The following is a 17770-nucleotide window of genomic DNA, read 5'->3' as shown; positions in this document are numbered from 1 at the left end:
CCGAGTGAGCGGATAGGCCGCACTCGGAGGTTGGATTGAACTGGTTTTCGGATTTGTTCGATCCTGCCTTCCTCGGCACGCTCATCAAGCAATTCAGGGCGGAAATCCAGCACCCTCAGTTCTGGGTCAACCTGTCCAAGATCATCTGGATCAACGTATTGCTGTCGGGCGACAACGCGCTGGTCGTCGCGATGGCATGCCGCGGCCTTGCCCCGCGCCAGCGGCTGTGGGGCATGGTGCTGGGTGCGGCGGCGGCCGTGCTGCTGCGGATCATCTTCACGCTCGTGATCGCGACCGTGATGGGCTTGCCCTACCTGAAACTGGTCGGCGGACTGGCGCTGCTCGTCATTGCCGCGAAGCTGCTCGTTCCCGACAGCGCGGAGGAGCAGGGTGTCGGCTCGGCGGCGCATGTCTGGGCCGCGGTGCAGATCGTCGTGGTCGCCGATATCGTGATGAGCCTCGACAACGTCATTGCAGTCGCCGCCGCCGCCAACGGCAGCATCCCGCTCCTGATCTTCGGGCTGGCGAGCAGCATTCCGCTGATCATTGCGGGGGCGACGTTGATCATGGCGCTGCTCGCGATGCTGCCGGTCCTGGTCTGGGCCGGATCGGCGCTGCTCGGCTGGATCGCAGGCGACGTCATCGCGACCGATCCGGTCGTTCATCCCAAGCTGCAGAGCCTGTTCGAGGGGGCGGTCGGCATCGAGTTCGATGCGCTGCTGACGCTGCTCGGGGTTGCGCCGCTGTTCGTCGGCGGCAATGGCGGCGAGATCGTCTGCGCCGCGCTGGGCGCGTTCATCGTCCTGATCGTCGGCGCGATCTGGCGGAGGCAGCGGCTGAGCTATGCCGCACAGGGCACCTGATCCCCACGCGCTTAGTGGTCGAATTCTAACATTTGCTCCCCGCTTCGGGAGGCGCGTTTGCGAACGAGGAATTGACCGCTGCCGCGGTCCTGATCCGGGCGAAAGCTTAGCGTCTGACGATCGAGCCGGAACGGCCGACCAGCCGCGCAAGCTGGCGGAAGCGGCTGCCGACGCGGTCGGCGACCAGATCGACCATCCTGTGCTCGAACACCAGCATCAGCTTGCGGCCGTGGCTGCGGAAATGCGTCGCCGGCAGCACGCCCGGCCGTGCCGCCGAGATCAGATGGGCGACACGAAACGCCGCGCCGAGCACCCGCGCCCGTTCGAACTGGGCCGGCGTCACCATCGCCTGCATGACCGCGGGCGGTTCATTCTCCTCGCTCAGGCCCGCGTAGCGGAAGAACACGGAGAGCGCGACGAACACCCGGCCCTGATGCGTGACCGAGCCGAAATTGCCATGCGTGATCAGGCTCAGCGTCTGTTCGCCGCGATGATCCGGATGAACGCGCCAGCCGATATCCGACAACAGGCATGCGGCGTGACGCAGCCTGCGGTCCTCGTCGGTTTCGCGCAGACCCACCACGCGGACGAAGCGGTCGGTCCAGCCGATCAATTCCTCGGCGTGGCGCGCCGAGCGCGACAGCAACTCGTTGAGCGTCTGCGCCCCGCAGAGGAAGCCGTCCTTGGCGCGCTCGCTCTCCGATAGCATCGAGTACAGCAGCCCTTCGCGCACGCCGAAGGTCGAAAACATGATGGTCTTCGGCTTGGCGACGCGGATCACGTATTCGAGCACGAGCGCGGCATAGGTCAGCAGCGGACGGCGCGCGTCGGCCACCGCCTCGATATTGGCGAGCAGGTTGGTCGCCGCCAGCCGCCTGAGCCGCCGCGCGAAGTCGAGCGCATCGGAGGCCGGGATCGCATAGCCGTGCATGACGCTGAGCGGATAGCCGCTCTGGATGATGTGGATGCGGGCGAGCGCGCGCCAGGTGCCGCCGACCGCATAGAAGGTCCGGCCGCGCCCGCGCTGCAGTTGGGATACCGCGGTGAGCTCGTTCTTGACGATGCGCTCGGCGCGCTTGAGCGACTTGTGCGACAGGTCCTGCAGCGCGAGGCTGCCGAGCGGCAGCGTCACGCCGGAGCGCACGGCGTTGCCGCGCACGTCGATCAATTCGAGCGAGCCGCCGCCGAGGTCGCCGACGATGCCGTCCGGCCTGTGGATGCCCGAGATGACGCCGAGCGCCGAGAGCTTCGCCTCGATCGGCCCCGACAGGATGTCGATCTTGACGCCGCAGATGCGCTCCGCCTTGGCGATGAAGTCGGCGCCATTGGTGGCGTCGCGGCAGGCCGCTGTCGCGATGGCGTAGACGCGCTCGACCCTCTGCACCTTGCAGAGCGCGTGAAAGCGCCGCAGCGCAGTCAGCGCCTTGTCGACCGCGTCGGGCGCGAGCAGGCCGGTCGACTGCACCTCGCGTCCCAGTCCGCACAGCGCCTTCTCGTTGAACACCGAGACGAGGCTGCGCGACATCTGTTCATAGACGACGAGACGAACCGAGTTCGAACCGATGTCGATGACCGCGACGCTGGCGTTGCGCTTGCGCGGCCGCTTCACCGTGACAATCCATTAAGCGGGAGGATGACGTTCGGTACGGCGCGTGAGACGGCGCGGCGAGGATTCCTTGAGCGACTTTCCACGGCCTGAGAGACTCGGATTGGTCATGAAATAGTTGTGCAGGTTGAAAGGCTCCTCGCCTTTCGCGGTCTTCATACGCGTTGACGATCCGTCCGGCAACAACTGCCAGCTCTGCTCATTGTCCTTCAGGTTGGCGACCATGATCTGTTCGAGAACCTGCTGATGCACCGTCGGATTTTGCAGCGGACAGAGCACCTCGACGCGGCGGTCGAGGTTGCGCGGCATCATGTCGGCAGACGAGATATACACAGCTGCTTTGGTGCTCGGCAGCCCTTGTCCCATGCCGAAGCAGTAGATCCGGCCGTGTTCCAGGAACCGTCCGATCACCGATTTGACGCGGATGTTCTCCGACAGGCCGGGCAGGCCCGGCCGCAGGCAGCAGATGCCGCGCACCACGAGCTCGATCGAGACGCCGGCTTGCGAGGCCTCGTACAGCGCGTCGATGATGTCGGGGTCGACCAGCGCGTTCATCTTCATCCAGATCGCGCCGGTCCGGCCGTGGCGGGCGTGGCTGGTCTCGCCCTGGATATGCTCGATGATGCGCTTGCGCAGCGTCAGCGGCGACACCGCCATCTTCTCAAGGTCGCTCGGCGCGGCGTAGCCGGTGATGTAGTTGAACACCCGCGCCACGTCGCGCCCGATGGTCGGATCGGACGTGAAATAGGAGAGGTCGGTATAGATGCGCGCGGTCACCGGGTGATAGTTGCCGGTGCCGGTATGGACATAGGTGGTGAGGCTGCCGCCCTCGCGGCGCACCACCATCGACAGCTTGGCGTGCGTCTTCAGTTCGAGGAAGCCGTAGACCACCTGCACGCCGGCGCGTTCGAGGTCGCGCGCCCAGCGGATGTTCGCCTCCTCGTCGAAGCGCGCCTTGAGCTCGATCAGCGCGGTCACCGACTTGCCGGCCTCGGCGGCCTCCGCCAGCGCGCGCACGATCGGCGAGTTGTTGGAAGTGCGGTAGAGCGTCTGCTTGATCGCGACGACGTCGGGATCGCGCGCGGCCTGCTGCAGGAACTGCACGACGACGTCGAAGGACTCGTAAGGGTGATGGACGATCAGGTCCTTCTGGCGGATCGCTGCGAAGATGTCGCCGCCATGTTCGCGCACCCGTTCCGGATGGCGCGGCACATAGGGCGAGAATTCGAGGTCGGGCCGGTCGAGCCGGGTGAGCTGCGAAAGCTCGTTCATGGCGAGCACGCCATCGACCAGGAAGACCTCGTCATCTGATGCCGACAGCGCGTGCTGCACGAAGATGCGCAGCTCCTCCGGCATCTTGGCATCGATCTCCAGCCGGATCACCGAGCCGCGCCGCCGCCGCTTCAGGGCGGTTTCGAACAGCCGCACCAGGTCTTCCGCCTCTTCCTCGATTTCGAGCTCGGAGTCGCGGATGATGCGGAAGGCGCCCTGGCCGTTGACGTGGTAGCCCGGGAACAGGCGGCCGATGAACAGGCTGGTTGCCTGTTCCAGCGTGATCAGGCGCACCGCGCCGTCCTTGCCGGCGGGCATGCGGATGAAGCGGTCGATCTTGCCGGGCATGCGGATCAACGCATTCATCGGTTTGCCGTCGGAGGCACGCGTCATGTGCAGCGCGATCGTGAAGCCGAGGCTCGGGATGAACGGGAAGGGGTGGGCCGGATCGATCGCCAGCGGCGTCAGCAGCGGGAAGATGTTGTGCAGGAAGTAGTCCTCGATCCAGGCCCGCTCGGACTTGCTGACGTCGCGCGCATCGACCAGCGCAATGCCGGCCTCGGACAGGAGGCCGCGTAGATCGCGCCAGATCGCCTGCTGGTCAGTGGCAAGCTGCGAAACGTTCTGGTTGATCATGACGAGCTGCTCGGCCGGCGTCAGCCCGTCCGGGCTACGCTCGGCGATGCCTTCGCGCACCTGGGCCTTGATGCCGGCAACGCGGACCATGAAGAACTCGTCAAGGTTATTGGCAGAAATCGACAGGAACCGCACCCGCTCCAGCAGCGGATGGCCCGGATTGACCGATTCCTCGAGCACCCGGCGGTTGAAATGCAGCCAGGACAGCTCGCGGTTGATGAAGCGCTCGGGGCTCGCCGCAATTGATGGCGGCGCCAGAACTTCGGCTTCTTTTTCTTTGTTTTCAATGGCTTGTGCCGAATCCATCAGATTCTTATCCATTTCGCGTCGCCGGGCGGGGCCGTTTGAGCAAACGCCGCGCAACCATGTGTTAGTGCGATGACGTTTCGATGACATTGACGTTCCCGCCGATCGCGGCGTCAAGGCGGTTCCCGTCAGGTTTTGCGGAGCAGTTCCGCGGCGAGCGCCCGCGTTACCGGCCGGCCCAGCCGCAAGGCCTCGCTGTCGAGCAGCGCGACCGCCTGCCGCGCCGCGGCGTAGGAGCGCTCGATCCGGCTGGCGAGATAGCTGACGACGGCCTCGTCGACCGCCAGCTGCCGGTCGGCGCAGAATTTGACGATCAGTGCGCGCAACAGCCCGTCGTCGGGCGGCAGCAGCGATATCACGGGCAGCGCGCGCAGGCGCGACCGCAGGTCGCGCAGCTCGATCTCGGCCGCCGCCGGTGCCGCGCGGGCGGTGATCAGCACGAAGGCTCCGTCCTCGCGCGCCAGGTTCATCAGGTGAAACAGCGCGCGCTCGTCAAACTCGCCGGGTTTCAGATCTTCGACAACCAGCGCGCCGGTTGCGAGCGCCGCGGGGACTGCGGCGAGATCAAGCGCGCGCGCCGTGGTCGATCGGGCGCCGGCCTGCTCGGCCCAGATGCTGGCGAGGTGGCTCTTGCCAGCACCTTCCGGCCCCACCAGCAGCATGACGCGGTTCGGCCATTCCGGCCACGCGTCGATCAGCGCGAGGCCCGCCGCATTGGCCGGGCCCTCCAGGAAATCGTCGCGCGTCAGGCTCTCCGCATGCGGCAACGCAAAGGCCAGTTGACGGGGTTGAACGCGGCCAGCCACAACTCACTCCATGCCGCCAGTAAACCAGGCCTTGCAGCCTCGTGATCCGATTCTAACATTCGCACCCCATCGCTGCAGGCACTTTTGCGAATGTAAGAATCAAAAGGACCACTAGCAAATCATTGATGCCCGTGGAGCTTTGGATTTGACGTTCGCCTGAGGAAATCGCGGCAACCGGGTAGCGAACGTCAAATCCGCTCCGCTAGCGCGCTTCTATCGTGCTCATGTGCCGTACCCATTCCACGAGATAAAGCGATACGGACACCAGCGTAAAGACGGTTACGAATCCCATCAGGATCAGATCATAGGGCGCTGGCCTGAAACCGAAGCCGAGCGAGGCCAGCACCAAGGCGGCGAACGCGACCTGGGCCACGGTATTGAGCTTGGAGACCATCAGCGGTTTCATCGGAACCGGCTTGTCGAACAGCCACGACACGATGACGGCGGCGACGATCATGATGTCGCGGGAGACCACGAGGATCACGATCCAGCGCGGGATCGCGCCCCAGATGCCGAGCGCCACGTAGATCGTGACCAGCAGCGCCTTGTCGGCGAGCGGATCGAGCAGGGCGCCCAGTTCGCTCGTCATGTCGAAGCGCTTGGCAAGGAAGCCGTCCACGGCATCGCTGACGCCGGCGATCACGAAGATGGCGAACGCGATCTCCATTTCGCCCGAGGCGATCGCCCAGACGATGATCGGGACCAGCAGGATGCGACCCAGCGTGATGATGTTCGGAATGCTCACGGCGCTTCCCGGCGCAAGAGACACGGCTCCTGGGGACTGAGCCGCTTATCTACACATAGTATATGCTGGCGGCGCTTACGAGCCATTGCGCTGACGCGGAATCCGACGTAACCAGCCGGATATACAAGCGGAATTTTGTATGGCCGAACGCAGAAACGGGCTCACTTACGCCGATTCGGGCGTCGATATCGACGCCGGTAATCGCCTGGTCGACCTCATCAAGCCAATGGTGCGCGCCACGGCGCGCCCGGGCGCCGACGCCGAGATCGGCGGCTTCGGCGGGCTGTTCGACCTCAAGGCCGCAGGCTTCAAGGACCCCGTCCTGGTCGCTGCGACCGACGGGGTCGGGACCAAGGTCAAGATCGCGATCGAAACCGGGCTGCATGGCGGCATCGGCGTCGACCTCGTTGCGATGTCGGTCAATGACCTCGTGGTGCAGGGCGCCGAACCCCTGTTCTTCCTGGACTACTTCGCCTGTGGCAAGCTCGAGCCGGAGGCCGCCGCCGCGATCGTGGCGGGTGTCGCGGAAGGCTGCCGCGAATCCGGCTGCGCGCTGATCGGCGGCGAAACCGCGGAGATGCCCGGCCTCTACAAAGCCGGCGATTACGACCTCGCCGGCTTTGCGGTCGGAGCGGCGGAGCGCGGCACGCTGCTGCCGCGGTCTGACATCGAAGCAGGCGACGCCGTGATCGGGCTTGCCTCGTCGGGTGTGCATTCCAACGGTTTCTCGCTGGTGCGCAAGATCGTCGAGAGCTCGCGCGTGAGCTTCGACGCGCCGGCACCGTTCTCGCCGGTCATGACGCTGGGCGCAGCGCTGTTGACGCCGACGCGGCTCTACGTGAAATCATGCCTGCGCGCGATCCGCGAGACCGGCGCGATCAAGGGCCTTGCGCACATCACTGGCGGCGGCTTCACCGACAACATTCCGCGCGTCTTGCCCAAGCACCTCGGCGTCGGCATTGATCTGGCGCGGCTGCCGGTGCTGCCGGTGTTCAAATGGCTCGCCGAACAGGGCGGCATCGCCGAGCTCGAGCTGCTGCGCACCTTCAATTGCGGTATCGGCATGATCGCGATCGTCAGGGCGGACGCGATCGACCAGGTCTGCGACGTCTTCAGGGAGGCCGGCGAGAGCGTCGCGTTGCTCGGCGAAGTGATCAAGGCAAGCGGCGAGCACCGCGTGGTCTACAACGGTCATCTCGACCTGTCGTGGTAGAGGCAATGAAGCGGCGCGTCGCCATCCTGATATCCGGACGCGGCTCCAACATGGCCGCGCTGATCGAGGCCGCGAAGACGGCGGATTTTCCGGCCGAGATCGCGCTTGTCGTTTCCAATCGCGCCGACGCGGCCGGGCTGGCGAGGGCGAAGGCGGCAGGTGTTGCGACCGCGCTGATCGAAAGCAAGCCATTCGGCAAGGATCGCGCTGCCTTCGAGCGGGCCCTGCAGTCGTCGCTCGACCAGCACCGCATCGAGCTGATCTGTCTCGGCGGCTTCATGCGGCTGTTCACGGCCGACTTCACCCGGCATTGGTCCGGGCGGATGCTCAACATCCACCCTTCGCTGCTGCCGTCGTTTCCCGGGCTCGATCCGCACGGCCAGGCGCTGCGCGCCGGCGTCAGGATATCGGGCGCGACAGTGCACTTCGTCACGGCGGAGACCGACGCGGGCCCTATCGTGGTTCAGGGCGCGGTTCCCGTGAGCGATCATGATACGACGGAAACGCTCTCCGAGCGCATCCTCGAGATCGAGCATCGCATCTATCCGGAAGCGCTGCGGCTGCTTGCGACCGGAAAAATCCGGCTGGAGCAGGATCGCTGCCGGATCGAGGCGAGCGCAACCTCAGGCAATTTCCTGATTTCGCCGACCGCGAGCTGAATTCACAGCGCGGCACGCGCGCAGGAAAAGTAAAAATCCCCCGGGCGCTGGCGCCGGGGGACAATCACGAAAGCTGCGCAGATCGCGACGAAACTCAGGAAACCTTGAGGTTTTCCGCGGATGACTTGCCGCGGTTTTCCACGAGGTCATACTCGACGACCTGGTTTTCATTGAGGGTCGTGAGCCCAGCACGCTCGACGGCGGAGATGTGGACGAAAACGTCCTTATCGCCCACCTGCGGCTTGATGAACCCATAACCCTTGGTCGGGTTGAACCATTTGACGGTACCCTTCGGCATCGCCTGTCTCCTAGTCTAGGCACAAAAAAAGACGCGGCCACGCTCTTCGCGTGCCACGCCACAACGGGCTTCCGGAAGTCTGTTGAATTTCCACGTCGCGAAAACGCACAAGTCGAACGGCCAGGAACCGATTGTATGGGTATTGCAACATGAAAACGGCGCCTTAGCAAGCCGTGGCCGCACCTGAGGTTAAAGCGGCGGCCCGTTGCACGGCCAAGGCGACCTGTGGCCGGGGAACCACAACCGCCCAGGAGCGCGCCGATCCGTGCCGCGGGGCAATTGACCGCCCGCCGGAACTAGGGGCAAATCCGCTAGGCTCGATAAGGTTTTATGCGATTTGTCGGGCCAGGAATTCGGCTGGGAAGGGCATGATGGGCTCACCGCGGCTTTGGCTGCGCGGCGGATCGGGCGGCTGGCCTGCGAGGGCGGTTGCGGCTGTTTTCGCGCTCGTCGCGATGATGGCGGCGGTACCGGCGGCGCAGGCGCAAGTGGTAGGCCCGCCGGTCGGGCTGCCGCCCCCGATCCCAACCCCGACGATGGTTAATGCCGACATCTCGACGGGCGCGACCGCATTGAACCTGGGGAGCACGTTCCTGGAGCGGCTCGGCAACCAGGCGAGCGGTTTCGATCGCATCTGGCGCAACAATCCCGGCGGCGGCGGCGCCTCGGAGGCCGCCGACAATCCGCCGCTGCGTTCGTGGGCCGAGGCCTACGGCATCTCGGCGCGAAACGGCGCGCAAGGCCCGTTCGCCGCCGACAACCGCCAGACCTGGGGTGGCGTCGCCGGCCTCGGCGCGCGCGTGGCACCCGGCGTCAATATCGGCGTCTCGATCGACCAGAGCCGCACCTCGATCGATGTGCCGCTGGCGCTGCAATCGGCAAGTCTTGATCTCACCCAGCTCGGCTTCAACGCCTCCGTGGACAAGGGGCCCTGGACCTGGGCGATCGCGCTGGTGCACGGCTTTGGTGCCGCCCGGTCGAGCCGCGAGTCCGGTCCGGGCTTTGCGACCGCGGCCTATCACGCCGAGCTCGATGGCGCGCTGACCGAACTCAGCTATTACTGGAATATCGAACAGACCCGCATCGTGCCGAAGGTCGATTTCGAATATGTCCGCGCCGCGAACGGATCGTTCCAGGAAGCGGGCGGCGTCGATCCGCTGACGGTGGGCGGCGCCACGCTCGAGCGTGCCCGCATGCTTCTTGGCGCGGAGGTCGGCCACTACTGGATCGTCGATCGCCGCGTCGTCGACCTCTCGGCTTACGGCAAGTTCGTCGACAATTTCTCGCAGAACTTCAGCGCGATCACGGCAAGCCTCGGCCCCGAGAGCATCACGCTGCAGGGGATCGGCGAAAGCCGCTATGGTGCGGATGCCGGCGCGTCCGCATCGATCGGCCTGAGCAATACGGCGCGGGTCTATCTGAACTATGACGGCAAGTTCCGCACCACGATGCAATCGCACCAGGGCACGGTCGGCGTCGAGGTGAGGTGGTAGGGCCCGGTTAGCGATCCCTTAGGCCGGCGCCTCGCCGCGGTCGACCCGCACCACCCGGCCGCGCTCGATCGCGAGCGCCAGCCGGCCATGCTTGAGCTGCAGCGCCGCCTCGCCGAACAATTCGCGGCGCCAGCCATGCAGCGCGGCCACGTCGGCCTGATCGTCGGCCGCGATCTGCTCGAGATCGTCGACCGTCGCGATCACCTTGCTCGCCACCGCATGGCGCTCCGAGGTCATGCGCAAGAGCACCTTGAGCAGCTCGACGATCGCGGCCCCGTTGGAATTGCTCCGCGGCTTCTCGATCTTGGGCAGCGTGTCCGGATCGCGCGCCAGCCCGCGCTGCACGGCGGCGACGATTTCACTGCCCCATTTCGAGCGGTCAAAGCCTTTCGGCAGCGAGCGCAGATTGGCGAGCCTCTCCAGGCTGGTCGGTGCGTGGATCGCGACGTCGCCGACCGCGTCGTCCTTGAGGACCCGGCTGCGCGGCACGTCGCGGCTCTGCGCTTCCTGCTCGCGCCAGGCGGCGACCTCCATCAGCACCGCAAGCTCCTTCGGCTTGCGCACGCGCGTCTTCAGCCGCTCCCAGGCGCGCTCGGGATGGAAATCGTAAGTGCGGGGCGAGGTCAAAACCTCCATCTCCTCGCTGACCCAATCGCTGCGCCGACGCTTCTTCAGGTCGGCGTCGAGCGCGATGAAGACGTCGCGCAAATGGGTGACGTCGGAGACGGCGTAATGGACCTGCTCCTTGGTCAGCGGCCGGCGCGACCAGTCGGTGAAGCGGTGGGTCTTGTCCGGCCGGTGACCGGTGATGCGTTCGACCAGCTGGTCATAGGCGATGGAATCGCCATAGCCGAGCACCATGGCGGCGACCTGGGTATCGAAAATCGGATGCGGGACGGTGCCCGCACGGTGCCAGACGATCTCGATGTCCTGGCGGGCGGCGTGAAACACCTTCAGCACCGCCTCGTTCGACATCAGGTCGAAGAACGGTTTGAGCTCGATGCCCTCCGCCAGCGCGTCGACCACGACCGCTTCCTCGGGGCTCGCCATCTGCACGACGCAGAGCAGCGGGTAATAAGTGGTTTCGCGGAGGAACTCGGTATCGACGGTGATTACCGGGTGCTTGGCAAGGCGTTCGCAAGCGGCCGCGAGTTCCGAAGTGGTAGCAATCAGATCCATGAACAGTCCATACGCTACTACAGCCGTTCGACCGAAAGCGCTGGCCTGTCAAGGGTGTTTGCTAAAATTCGAGCCTTGCATTTGAGCCGGATCATGAGCTTTGCAAGGCATCACTGTGGCGACTCACGGCGCGTTCGCGGCCAATTCTGGCGGATAATCGGCCTAGCGCCGCAGCTCTTTGCGCTCTCGGCACACCGACGGTATCGCCAGTACGATGACGCATAAACCGAGCATCGCCAATCCCATGAATTCGAAAACAAGCGCGTCCACGGCATAATCCCCCAACAAAGCTGAAGCTTTGGCGGGAGCGGATTGACCCTTCCTTAACCGGCGGGACGCGACCGATTCAATGGTGGACGCCCGGTTAACGGGTCACGTCCCGCAGAAGGTCTGCATCACGCGCTGGTCCGGCAATGGCGGATCGGCGTAGGCGGCAAATTCCGGCTGGTCCTCATAGGGCCTGGACAGCACCTTGAGCAGCTCCTCGAACGGGGCGTAGTCGTCTTTCGTCGTTGCGGCCGCAATGACCGCCTCGACGCGGTGGTTGCGCGGAATGAAGGCGGGATTGACGGACCGCATCGCATTGCGCCGCTCTTCCGGCGATTGCGGCTCGGCGGCCAGCCGCTCCAGCCAGCGGGCCGCCCATTCGTCATAGGCGCTCGCGTCGGTGAACAGCTCGCGCACACTGTGGTCGCTGGCCGGATCGCCTGCCGCCTCGCTGAGGCGGCGGAAGGTGAGGGTGAAGTCGGCCTGGTTCTTCGCCATGGCATCGAGCAGGTCCTGCACCAGCGCCTCGTCGCCATCGCGCGCGGTGAACAGTCCGATTTTCCGCCGCAGGCCGGCCTGATAGGCGGCGGTGAATTTCCCGGCGAACTCGCCGAGAATCGCTTGGGCCTCCTCGATCGCCTTTTCCTTGTCCTCGCTGAACAAGGGCAGCAGGCATTCGGCAAGCCGCGTCAGATTCCACAACGCGATCCGCGGCTGGTTGCCATAGGCGTAGCGGCCAAGCTCGTCGATCGACGAAAAGACGGTCGCGGGGTCGTAGTCGTCCATGAAGGCGCAGGGGCCGTAATCGATGGTCTCGCCTGAGATCGAGGTGTTGTCGGTGTTCATCACGCCGTGGATGAAGCCGACGAGGAGCCAGCGCGCGACAAGCTCGGCCTGGCGCCCGATCACGCCCTTGAGCAGGGCGTGGTAGGGGCGCTCGGTGAGGGCGAGGTCCGGATAATGCCGGGCGATAACGTGGTCGGCGAGCTGGCGGACGCCCTCGACGTCGCCGCGCGCGGCAAAATACTGGAAGGTGCCGACCCGGATGTGGCTTGCCGCGACGCGGGTCAGGACTGCGCCGGGCAGCACGGTTTCGCGGATCACATTCTCGCCGGTGATCGCGGCTGCGAGCGAGCGCGTGGTCGGAATGCCGAGCGCGGCCATTGCCTCGCTGACGATGTATTCGCGCAGGACCGGCCCGAGCGCGGCGCGGCCATCGCCCCGGCGGGAAAACGGGGTCGGACCCGAGCCCTTGAGCTGGATGTCGCGGCGGACGCCGTCCCTGTCGATCACCTCGCCGAGCAGGATGGCCCGGCCGTCGCCGAGCTGGGGAACAAATTGTCCGAACTGGTGGCCGGCATAGGCCATGGCGATCGGATCGGCGCCGGCGGGCAAGGCCTTGCCGGCCAGGATTTCAGCGCCTTCGGCGGTTTCCAGGAGATCAGGGTCGAGGCCGAGGTGAATCGCGAGTGGCCGGTTCAGCTTGATCAGCCGGGGGGCGGACACCGGCGTCGGCGCGACGCGGGCGAAAAAATTCGCCGGCAACGCCGCATAGGTGTTCTGGAAGGGGAAATGCACCGTCATGTGCTCAAGATAGGCGCAGTGGGGTGCTTTTTCGAGCCCAAACGCCTACGCCATTTGGTTGCCGCGCCATCCCGCCTCGGGTAAACCCTCCCGCAAATTCGGGGTGGCCCCCATGGCTCCCGATTCCCTTTTTCCGAAACTGTTCCAGGACCCCATGCATCGTTACCGGACCCACACCTGCGGCGCGCTCCGCGAGAGCCACATCGGCGAGACGGTCCGGCTGTCCGGCTGGTGCCACCGCATCCGTGACCATGGCGGCGTGCTGTTCATCGACTTGCGCGACCATTACGGCATCACCCAGTGCGTGGTCGATCCGGACTCGCCGGCGTTCAAGGATGCCGAGAAGCTGCGTTCCGAATGGGTGGTGCGGATGGAAGGCAAGGTGCGCCGCCGTCCAGAGGGTACCGACAACCCGGAGCTGCCGACTGGCCTGGTCGAGGTCTATGTCGCCGACATCGAGGTGTTGGGACCCGCGGCGGAGCTGCCGCTGCCGGTGTTCGGCGAGCAGGAATACCCCGAAGACATCCGCCTGAAATACCGCTTTCTCGACCTGCGCCGCGAGAAGCTGCACCAGAACATCATGACGCGCGGCGCCATCGTCGATTCCATGCGCCGGCGCATGAAGGAGCAGGGCTTCTTCGAGTTCCAGACCCCGATCCTGACCGCCTCCTCGCCGGAAGGCGCGCGCGACTTCCTGGTGCCGTCCCGTATCCATCCCGGAAAATTCTACGCGCTGCCGCAGGCGCCGCAGCAGTACAAGCAGCTCTTGATGATGTCGGGCTTCGATCGCTATTTCCAGATCGCGCCCTGCTTCCGCGACGAGGACCCGCGCGCCGACCGCCTGCCGGGCGAGTTCTACCAGCTCGACGTCGAGATGAGCTTCGTCACCCAGGACGACGTGTTCGCGGCGCTGGAGCCGGTGATCACGGGTGTGTTCGAGGAGTTCGCCAAGGGCAAGCCGGTGACCAAGGGCTGGCCGCGCATCCCCTTTGCCGAGGCCATCCGCAAATATGGCAGCGACAAGCCCGACCTGCGCAACCCGATCGTGATGCAGGACGTCTCCGAGCATTTCCGCGGCTCCGGCTTCAAGGTGTTCGCGCGGATGCTGGAGGACCCGAAGAACCAGGTCTGGGCGATCCCGGGCAAGGGTGGCGGCAGCCGCGCCTTCTGCGACCGCATGAACTCATGGGCGCAAGGTGAAGGCCAGCCCGGGCTCGGCTACATCATGTGGCGCGAGGGCGGCGAGGGCGCAGGTCCCCTTGCCAACAATATCGGCCCGGAGCGGACCGCAGCGATCCGCGAGCAGCTCGGCATGAAGGAGGGCGATGCCGCCTTCTTCGTCGCCGGCGATCCCGAGAAATTCTGGAAGTTCGCAGGCCTCGCCCGCACCAAGGTCGGCGAGGAGTTGAATCTCGTCGACAAGGAGCGGTTCGAGCTCGCCTGGATCGTCGACTTCCCGATGTTCGAGTATAACGAGGACGAGAAGAAGGTCGATTTCTCGCACAACCCGTTCTCGATGCCGCAAGGTGGACTCGAGGCGCTTCAGACGCAGGACCCGCTGTCGATCAAGGCATTCCAGTACGACATCACCTGCAACGGCTACGAGATCGCCTCCGGCGGCATCCGCAACCATCGCCCCGAGGCGATGGTCAAGGCGTTCGAGATCGCGGGCTATGGCGAGAAGGAGGTCGTCGAGCGGTTTGGCGGCATGTACCGCGCATTTCAGTACGGTGCACCGCCGCATGGCGGCATGGCGGCCGGCCTCGACCGTATCGTGATGCTCCTCTGCGGCACCACCAACCTGCGCGAAATCTCGCTCTTCCCGATGAATCAGCAGGCGGTGGACCTCTTGATGGGGGCGCCATCCGAGGTGACGCCGAAGCAGTTGCGCGAGCTTCACATCCGGCTCAATGTGCCGCAAAAATAGGTACGACCGAAAACCAATTCGGGAAGCTCGCGGGGGAGTGAATGACTTATTCTGAAGACCTGCATTCCGCGGCGCTCGCCTATCATCGGCTGCCGCGGCCGGGCAAACTCGAGATTCAGGCGACCAAGCCGCTCGCCAACCAGCGCGACCTCGCGCTGGCCTATTCGCCGGGCGTCGCGGCCGCCTGCACCGAGATCGCCAAGGACCCCGCGGAAGCGGCCTCGCTCACCTCGCGCGCCAACCTCGTCGCCGTCGTCTCCAACGGCACGGCGGTGCTGGGGCTCGGCAATATCGGGCCGCTGGCCTCGAAGCCCGTCATGGAAGGCAAGGCGGTGCTGTTCAAGAAATTCGCCGGCATCGACGTCTTCGACATCGAGATCGCGGCCGACACCATCGATCGCGTAGTCGAGACGGTGGCGGCGCTGGAGCCGACCTTCGGCGGCATCAATCTCGAGGACATCCGCGGCCCGGAATGTTTCGAGATCGAGGCGCGGCTGAAGGAGCGCATGAAGATCCCGGTGTTCCATGACGATCAGCATGGCACCGCGATCATCGTCGGCGCGGCGATCAAGAACGCCCTCCTGCTCAACGGCAAGAAGCTCTCCGACGTTAAGATCGTGGCGTCGGGCGCCGGGGCTGCGGCGATCGCCTGCCTCAATCTGCTCGTCTCGCTCGGGGCGCGGCGCGAGAACATCTGGGTCTGCGACATCGAGGGCCTCGTCTATGAAGGCCGTACCAAGCTGATGGATCGCTGGAAGGGGGCTTATGCGCAAAAGAGCGACAAGCGCACGCTCGCCGACGTGATCCCCGGCGCCGACATTTTCCTGGGCCTCTCGGCGCCGAACGTGCTCAAGCCCGAGATGGTCAAGCAGATGGCGGATAAGCCGCTGGTGATGGCGCTGGCCAACCCGGACCCGGAAATCATGCCGGACGAGGCGCGGAAAGCCCGCCCTGATGCGATGATCTGCACGGGCCGCTCCGACTTCCCCAACCAGGTCAACAACGTCCTGTGCTTCCCCTTCATCTTCCGCGGCGCGCTCGATGTCGGCGCCACCGCGATCAACGAGGCGATGAAACATGCCGCGGTCGATGCGATCGCGCAGCTCGCGCGCGATCCGCCGTCGGATGCGGTCGCGCAGGGTTTTGACACCGGCGAGACGCAGGGGTTCGGGCCGGGATCGCTGATCCCGAGCCCCTTCGACCCGCGCCTGATCCTGCGGATCGCGCCGGCGGTCGCCAGGGCCGCGATGGAATCGGGCGTCGCGACGCGGCCGATCAAAAATTTCGACGAATATACCGCGCTGCTCGAGCGCTTCGCGTTCCGCTCAGGCCTCTTCATGAAGCCGATGTTCGCCAAGGCCAAGACCCAGCCGATGCGGGTGATCTATGCCGAGGGTGAGGACGAGCGCGTGCTGCGCGCCACGCAAGTCGTGCTGGAGGAGCAGCTGGGGCGGCCGATTCTGGTGGGCCGGCCGTCGGTGGTCGAGACGCGCATCAAGCGCTTCGGCCTTTCGATCAAGGCGGGGCGGGATTTCGATCTCGTCAATCCCGAGGACGATCCCCGCTACCGCTCCTATGTCCAGTCCTACATCGAGGTGGCCGGCCGGCGCGGCGTCACGCCGGACGCCGCCCGCACCGTCGTGCGGACCAACAATACGGTGATCGCGGCGCTCGCGGTGATCCGCGGCGAGGCCGACGCCATGATCTGCGGCGTCGAGGGCCGCTACATGAGCCATCTGCGGCACGTGCGCGAAATCGTCGGTTTTCTGCCGGGGGTCAGCGATTATGCCGCACTGGCGCTGATGATCACGAGCAAGGGCGCCTATTTCATCGCCGATACCCAGGTGCGCCCCAATCCGAGCGCCGAGGAGCTCGCGGAGATGGCGTCACTGGCGGCGACCCATGTCCAGCGCTTCAACATCAAGCCCAAGATCGCATTCGTGTCACATTCCGACTTCGGCAGCTATGATACGGATTCCTCGCGTAAGATGCGCCGCGCCACCTCCCTGTTGAAGGAGAAACATCCGGAGATCGAGGCGGACGGCGAGATGCAGGGCGATACCGCGCTGTCGGCATCGGCGCGCAAGCTGGTGTTGCCGCATTCGAAGCTGGAGGGCGAAGCCAACATCCTGATCATGCCCACGCTCGACACCGCCAACGTCGCCTATCAGATGATCAAGGTGCTGGCGGACGCGCTGCCGGTGGGCCCGATCCTGATCGGGCCGGCGCGGCCGGCGCATATCCTGACGCCGTCGGTGACCGCGCGGGGCGTGCTGAACATGACTGCCGTCGCCGTGGTCGAAGCCCAGGAGCGCGCCGGGCGCCAGCAGCCGAGCCTGTTTGCCTAGAGAAGGTTCGTGGAATTGATGGTTTGAAAAGCTGACAGAGAACCCGCATAATCATTGCGGCTTTGAAGACGCCGCCGGAAGCATGGAAGAGGCCGATAATGCCAGCACTCATTACGTTCGGGCGAATCCTGTTTGCCGTGCTGTTCATCTATTCGGGGGCCACCAAGCTGTTCGGCATCCAGGCCACCGCCGACTTCATCGCCGCCAAGATCGCGATCCCCGCCGCCGTCGCTCCCTATATGGCTCAGCTCGAGAGCGCGACCGGAATGCAGACGCCGCAACTGCTGGCGGTCGCGGTGGGAGGGTTCGAGATTGTCAGCGGCCTGATGATTGCGCTCAATTTCGGCGCGCGGTTCTTCGCGATCCTCCTGATCTTCTTCGTGATCGGCGCGACCTACTACTTCCACGATTTCTGGAATCAGTCCCCGCCCGACAACGCCAGGACACTGATGGACGCGCTGAAGAATCTGTCGATCATCGGCGGGCTGTTCATCATTGCGGGCTACGGCCGTGGCACGCGGCAGGCCGAGGCGGCCTACGGAGACGTATAGCCGGGACGGTTCGTCGG

General features: G+C 65.3%; 14 protein-coding genes. 7 read left to right on the top strand and 7 right to left on the bottom strand.

The window, feature by feature from the left end:
• Positions 1 to 35: 35 nt before the first annotated feature.
• The gene (locus QOU61_RS20960) at positions 36 to 863 is read left to right on the top strand and encodes a TerC family protein (RefSeq protein WP_289653100.1); all 828 of its coding nucleotides are present in this window, start codon (positions 36 to 38) and stop codon (positions 861 to 863) included.
• Between the two features lie 106 nt (positions 864 to 969).
• Here QOU61_RS20960 and ppx read toward each other — a convergent pair whose 3' ends face one another.
• The 4 genes from ppx to QOU61_RS20940 form a co-directional block, all read right to left on the bottom strand.
• Positions 970 to 2472, bottom strand: coding sequence for an exopolyphosphatase (gene ppx, locus QOU61_RS20955; protein WP_289653099.1), 1503 nt, complete (start codon positions 2470 to 2472; stop codon positions 970 to 972).
• A gap of 12 nt (positions 2473 to 2484) precedes the next feature.
• A complete protein-coding gene (locus QOU61_RS20950; protein WP_289661642.1) occupies positions 2485 to 4683 on the bottom strand; it encodes an RNA degradosome polyphosphate kinase in 2199 nt (732 codons plus the stop codon).
• Between the two features lie 128 nt (positions 4684 to 4811).
• Positions 4812 to 5489: a P-loop NTPase family protein gene (locus tag QOU61_RS20945; protein ID WP_289653098.1), complete on the bottom strand. Its 678-nt coding sequence runs from the start codon at positions 5487 to 5489 to the stop codon at positions 4812 to 4814.
• Between the two features lie 202 nt (positions 5490 to 5691).
• The gene (locus QOU61_RS20940; protein ID WP_289653097.1) at positions 5692 to 6234 is read right to left on the bottom strand and encodes a CDP-alcohol phosphatidyltransferase family protein; all 543 of its coding nucleotides are present in this window, start codon (positions 6232 to 6234) and stop codon (positions 5692 to 5694) included.
• A 139-nt stretch (positions 6235 to 6373) separates the two neighbouring features.
• Between QOU61_RS20940 and purM the strand changes: the two genes are divergently transcribed.
• Both purM and purN read left to right on the top strand, forming a co-directional pair.
• The gene (gene purM, locus QOU61_RS20935) at positions 6374 to 7447 is read left to right on the top strand and encodes a phosphoribosylformylglycinamidine cyclo-ligase (protein WP_289653096.1); all 1074 of its coding nucleotides are present in this window, start codon (positions 6374 to 6376) and stop codon (positions 7445 to 7447) included.
• Positions 7448 to 7452: 5 nt separating this feature from the next.
• Positions 7453 to 8106, top strand: coding sequence for a phosphoribosylglycinamide formyltransferase (gene purN / locus QOU61_RS20930; protein WP_289653095.1), 654 nt, complete (start codon positions 7453 to 7455; stop codon positions 8104 to 8106).
• 94 nt (positions 8107 to 8200) lie between these two features.
• Here purN and QOU61_RS20925 read toward each other — a convergent pair whose 3' ends face one another.
• Positions 8201 to 8404 (bottom strand): cold-shock protein, encoded by a 204-nt coding sequence (locus QOU61_RS20925; protein WP_289653094.1) that lies wholly within the window; start codon positions 8402 to 8404, stop codon positions 8201 to 8203.
• A gap of 368 nt (positions 8405 to 8772) precedes the next feature.
• Between QOU61_RS20925 and QOU61_RS20920 the strand changes: the two genes are divergently transcribed.
• Positions 8773 to 9897, top strand: a complete 1125-nt coding sequence (locus QOU61_RS20920; RefSeq protein WP_289653093.1) for an autotransporter outer membrane beta-barrel domain-containing protein — start codon at positions 8773 to 8775, stop codon at positions 9895 to 9897.
• 18 nt (positions 9898 to 9915) lie between these two features.
• Here the strand turns inward: QOU61_RS20920 and rnd are convergent, their stop codons facing one another.
• Together rnd and QOU61_RS20910 are read right to left on the bottom strand one after the other, a co-directional pair.
• Positions 9916 to 11076 (bottom strand): ribonuclease D, encoded by a 1161-nt coding sequence (gene rnd / locus QOU61_RS20915; protein WP_289653092.1) that lies wholly within the window; start codon positions 11074 to 11076, stop codon positions 9916 to 9918.
• 372 nt (positions 11077 to 11448) lie between these two features.
• Positions 11449 to 12927, bottom strand: a complete 1479-nt coding sequence (locus tag QOU61_RS20910) for a protein adenylyltransferase SelO (RefSeq protein ID WP_289653091.1) — start codon at positions 12925 to 12927, stop codon at positions 11449 to 11451.
• 154 nt (positions 12928 to 13081) lie between these two features.
• Here QOU61_RS20910 and aspS point away from each other — a divergent pair, with 154 nt between their 5' ends.
• The 3 genes from aspS (at position 13082) to QOU61_RS20895 (ending at position 17753) form a co-directional block, all read left to right on the top strand.
• Complete coding sequence (gene aspS / locus QOU61_RS20905; protein WP_289661639.1) at positions 13082 to 14854, top strand: aspartate--tRNA ligase; 1773 nt, start codon at positions 13082 to 13084, stop codon at positions 14852 to 14854.
• A 41-nt stretch (positions 14855 to 14895) separates the two neighbouring features.
• The gene (locus QOU61_RS20900; RefSeq protein WP_289653090.1) at positions 14896 to 17202 is read left to right on the top strand and encodes an NADP-dependent malic enzyme; all 2307 of its coding nucleotides are present in this window, start codon (positions 14896 to 14898) and stop codon (positions 17200 to 17202) included.
• A gap of 98 nt (positions 17203 to 17300) precedes the next feature.
• A complete protein-coding gene (locus QOU61_RS20895) occupies positions 17301 to 17753 on the top strand; it encodes a DoxX family protein (RefSeq protein WP_289653089.1) in 453 nt (150 codons plus the stop codon).
• Positions 17754 to 17770 lie beyond the last annotated feature (17 nt).

This window comes from Bradyrhizobium sp. NP1, assembly GCF_030378205.1.
Classification (GTDB): domain Bacteria; phylum Pseudomonadota; class Alphaproteobacteria; order Rhizobiales; family Xanthobacteraceae; genus Bradyrhizobium.
This window is presented reverse-complemented; position numbering and strand designations above follow the sequence as displayed.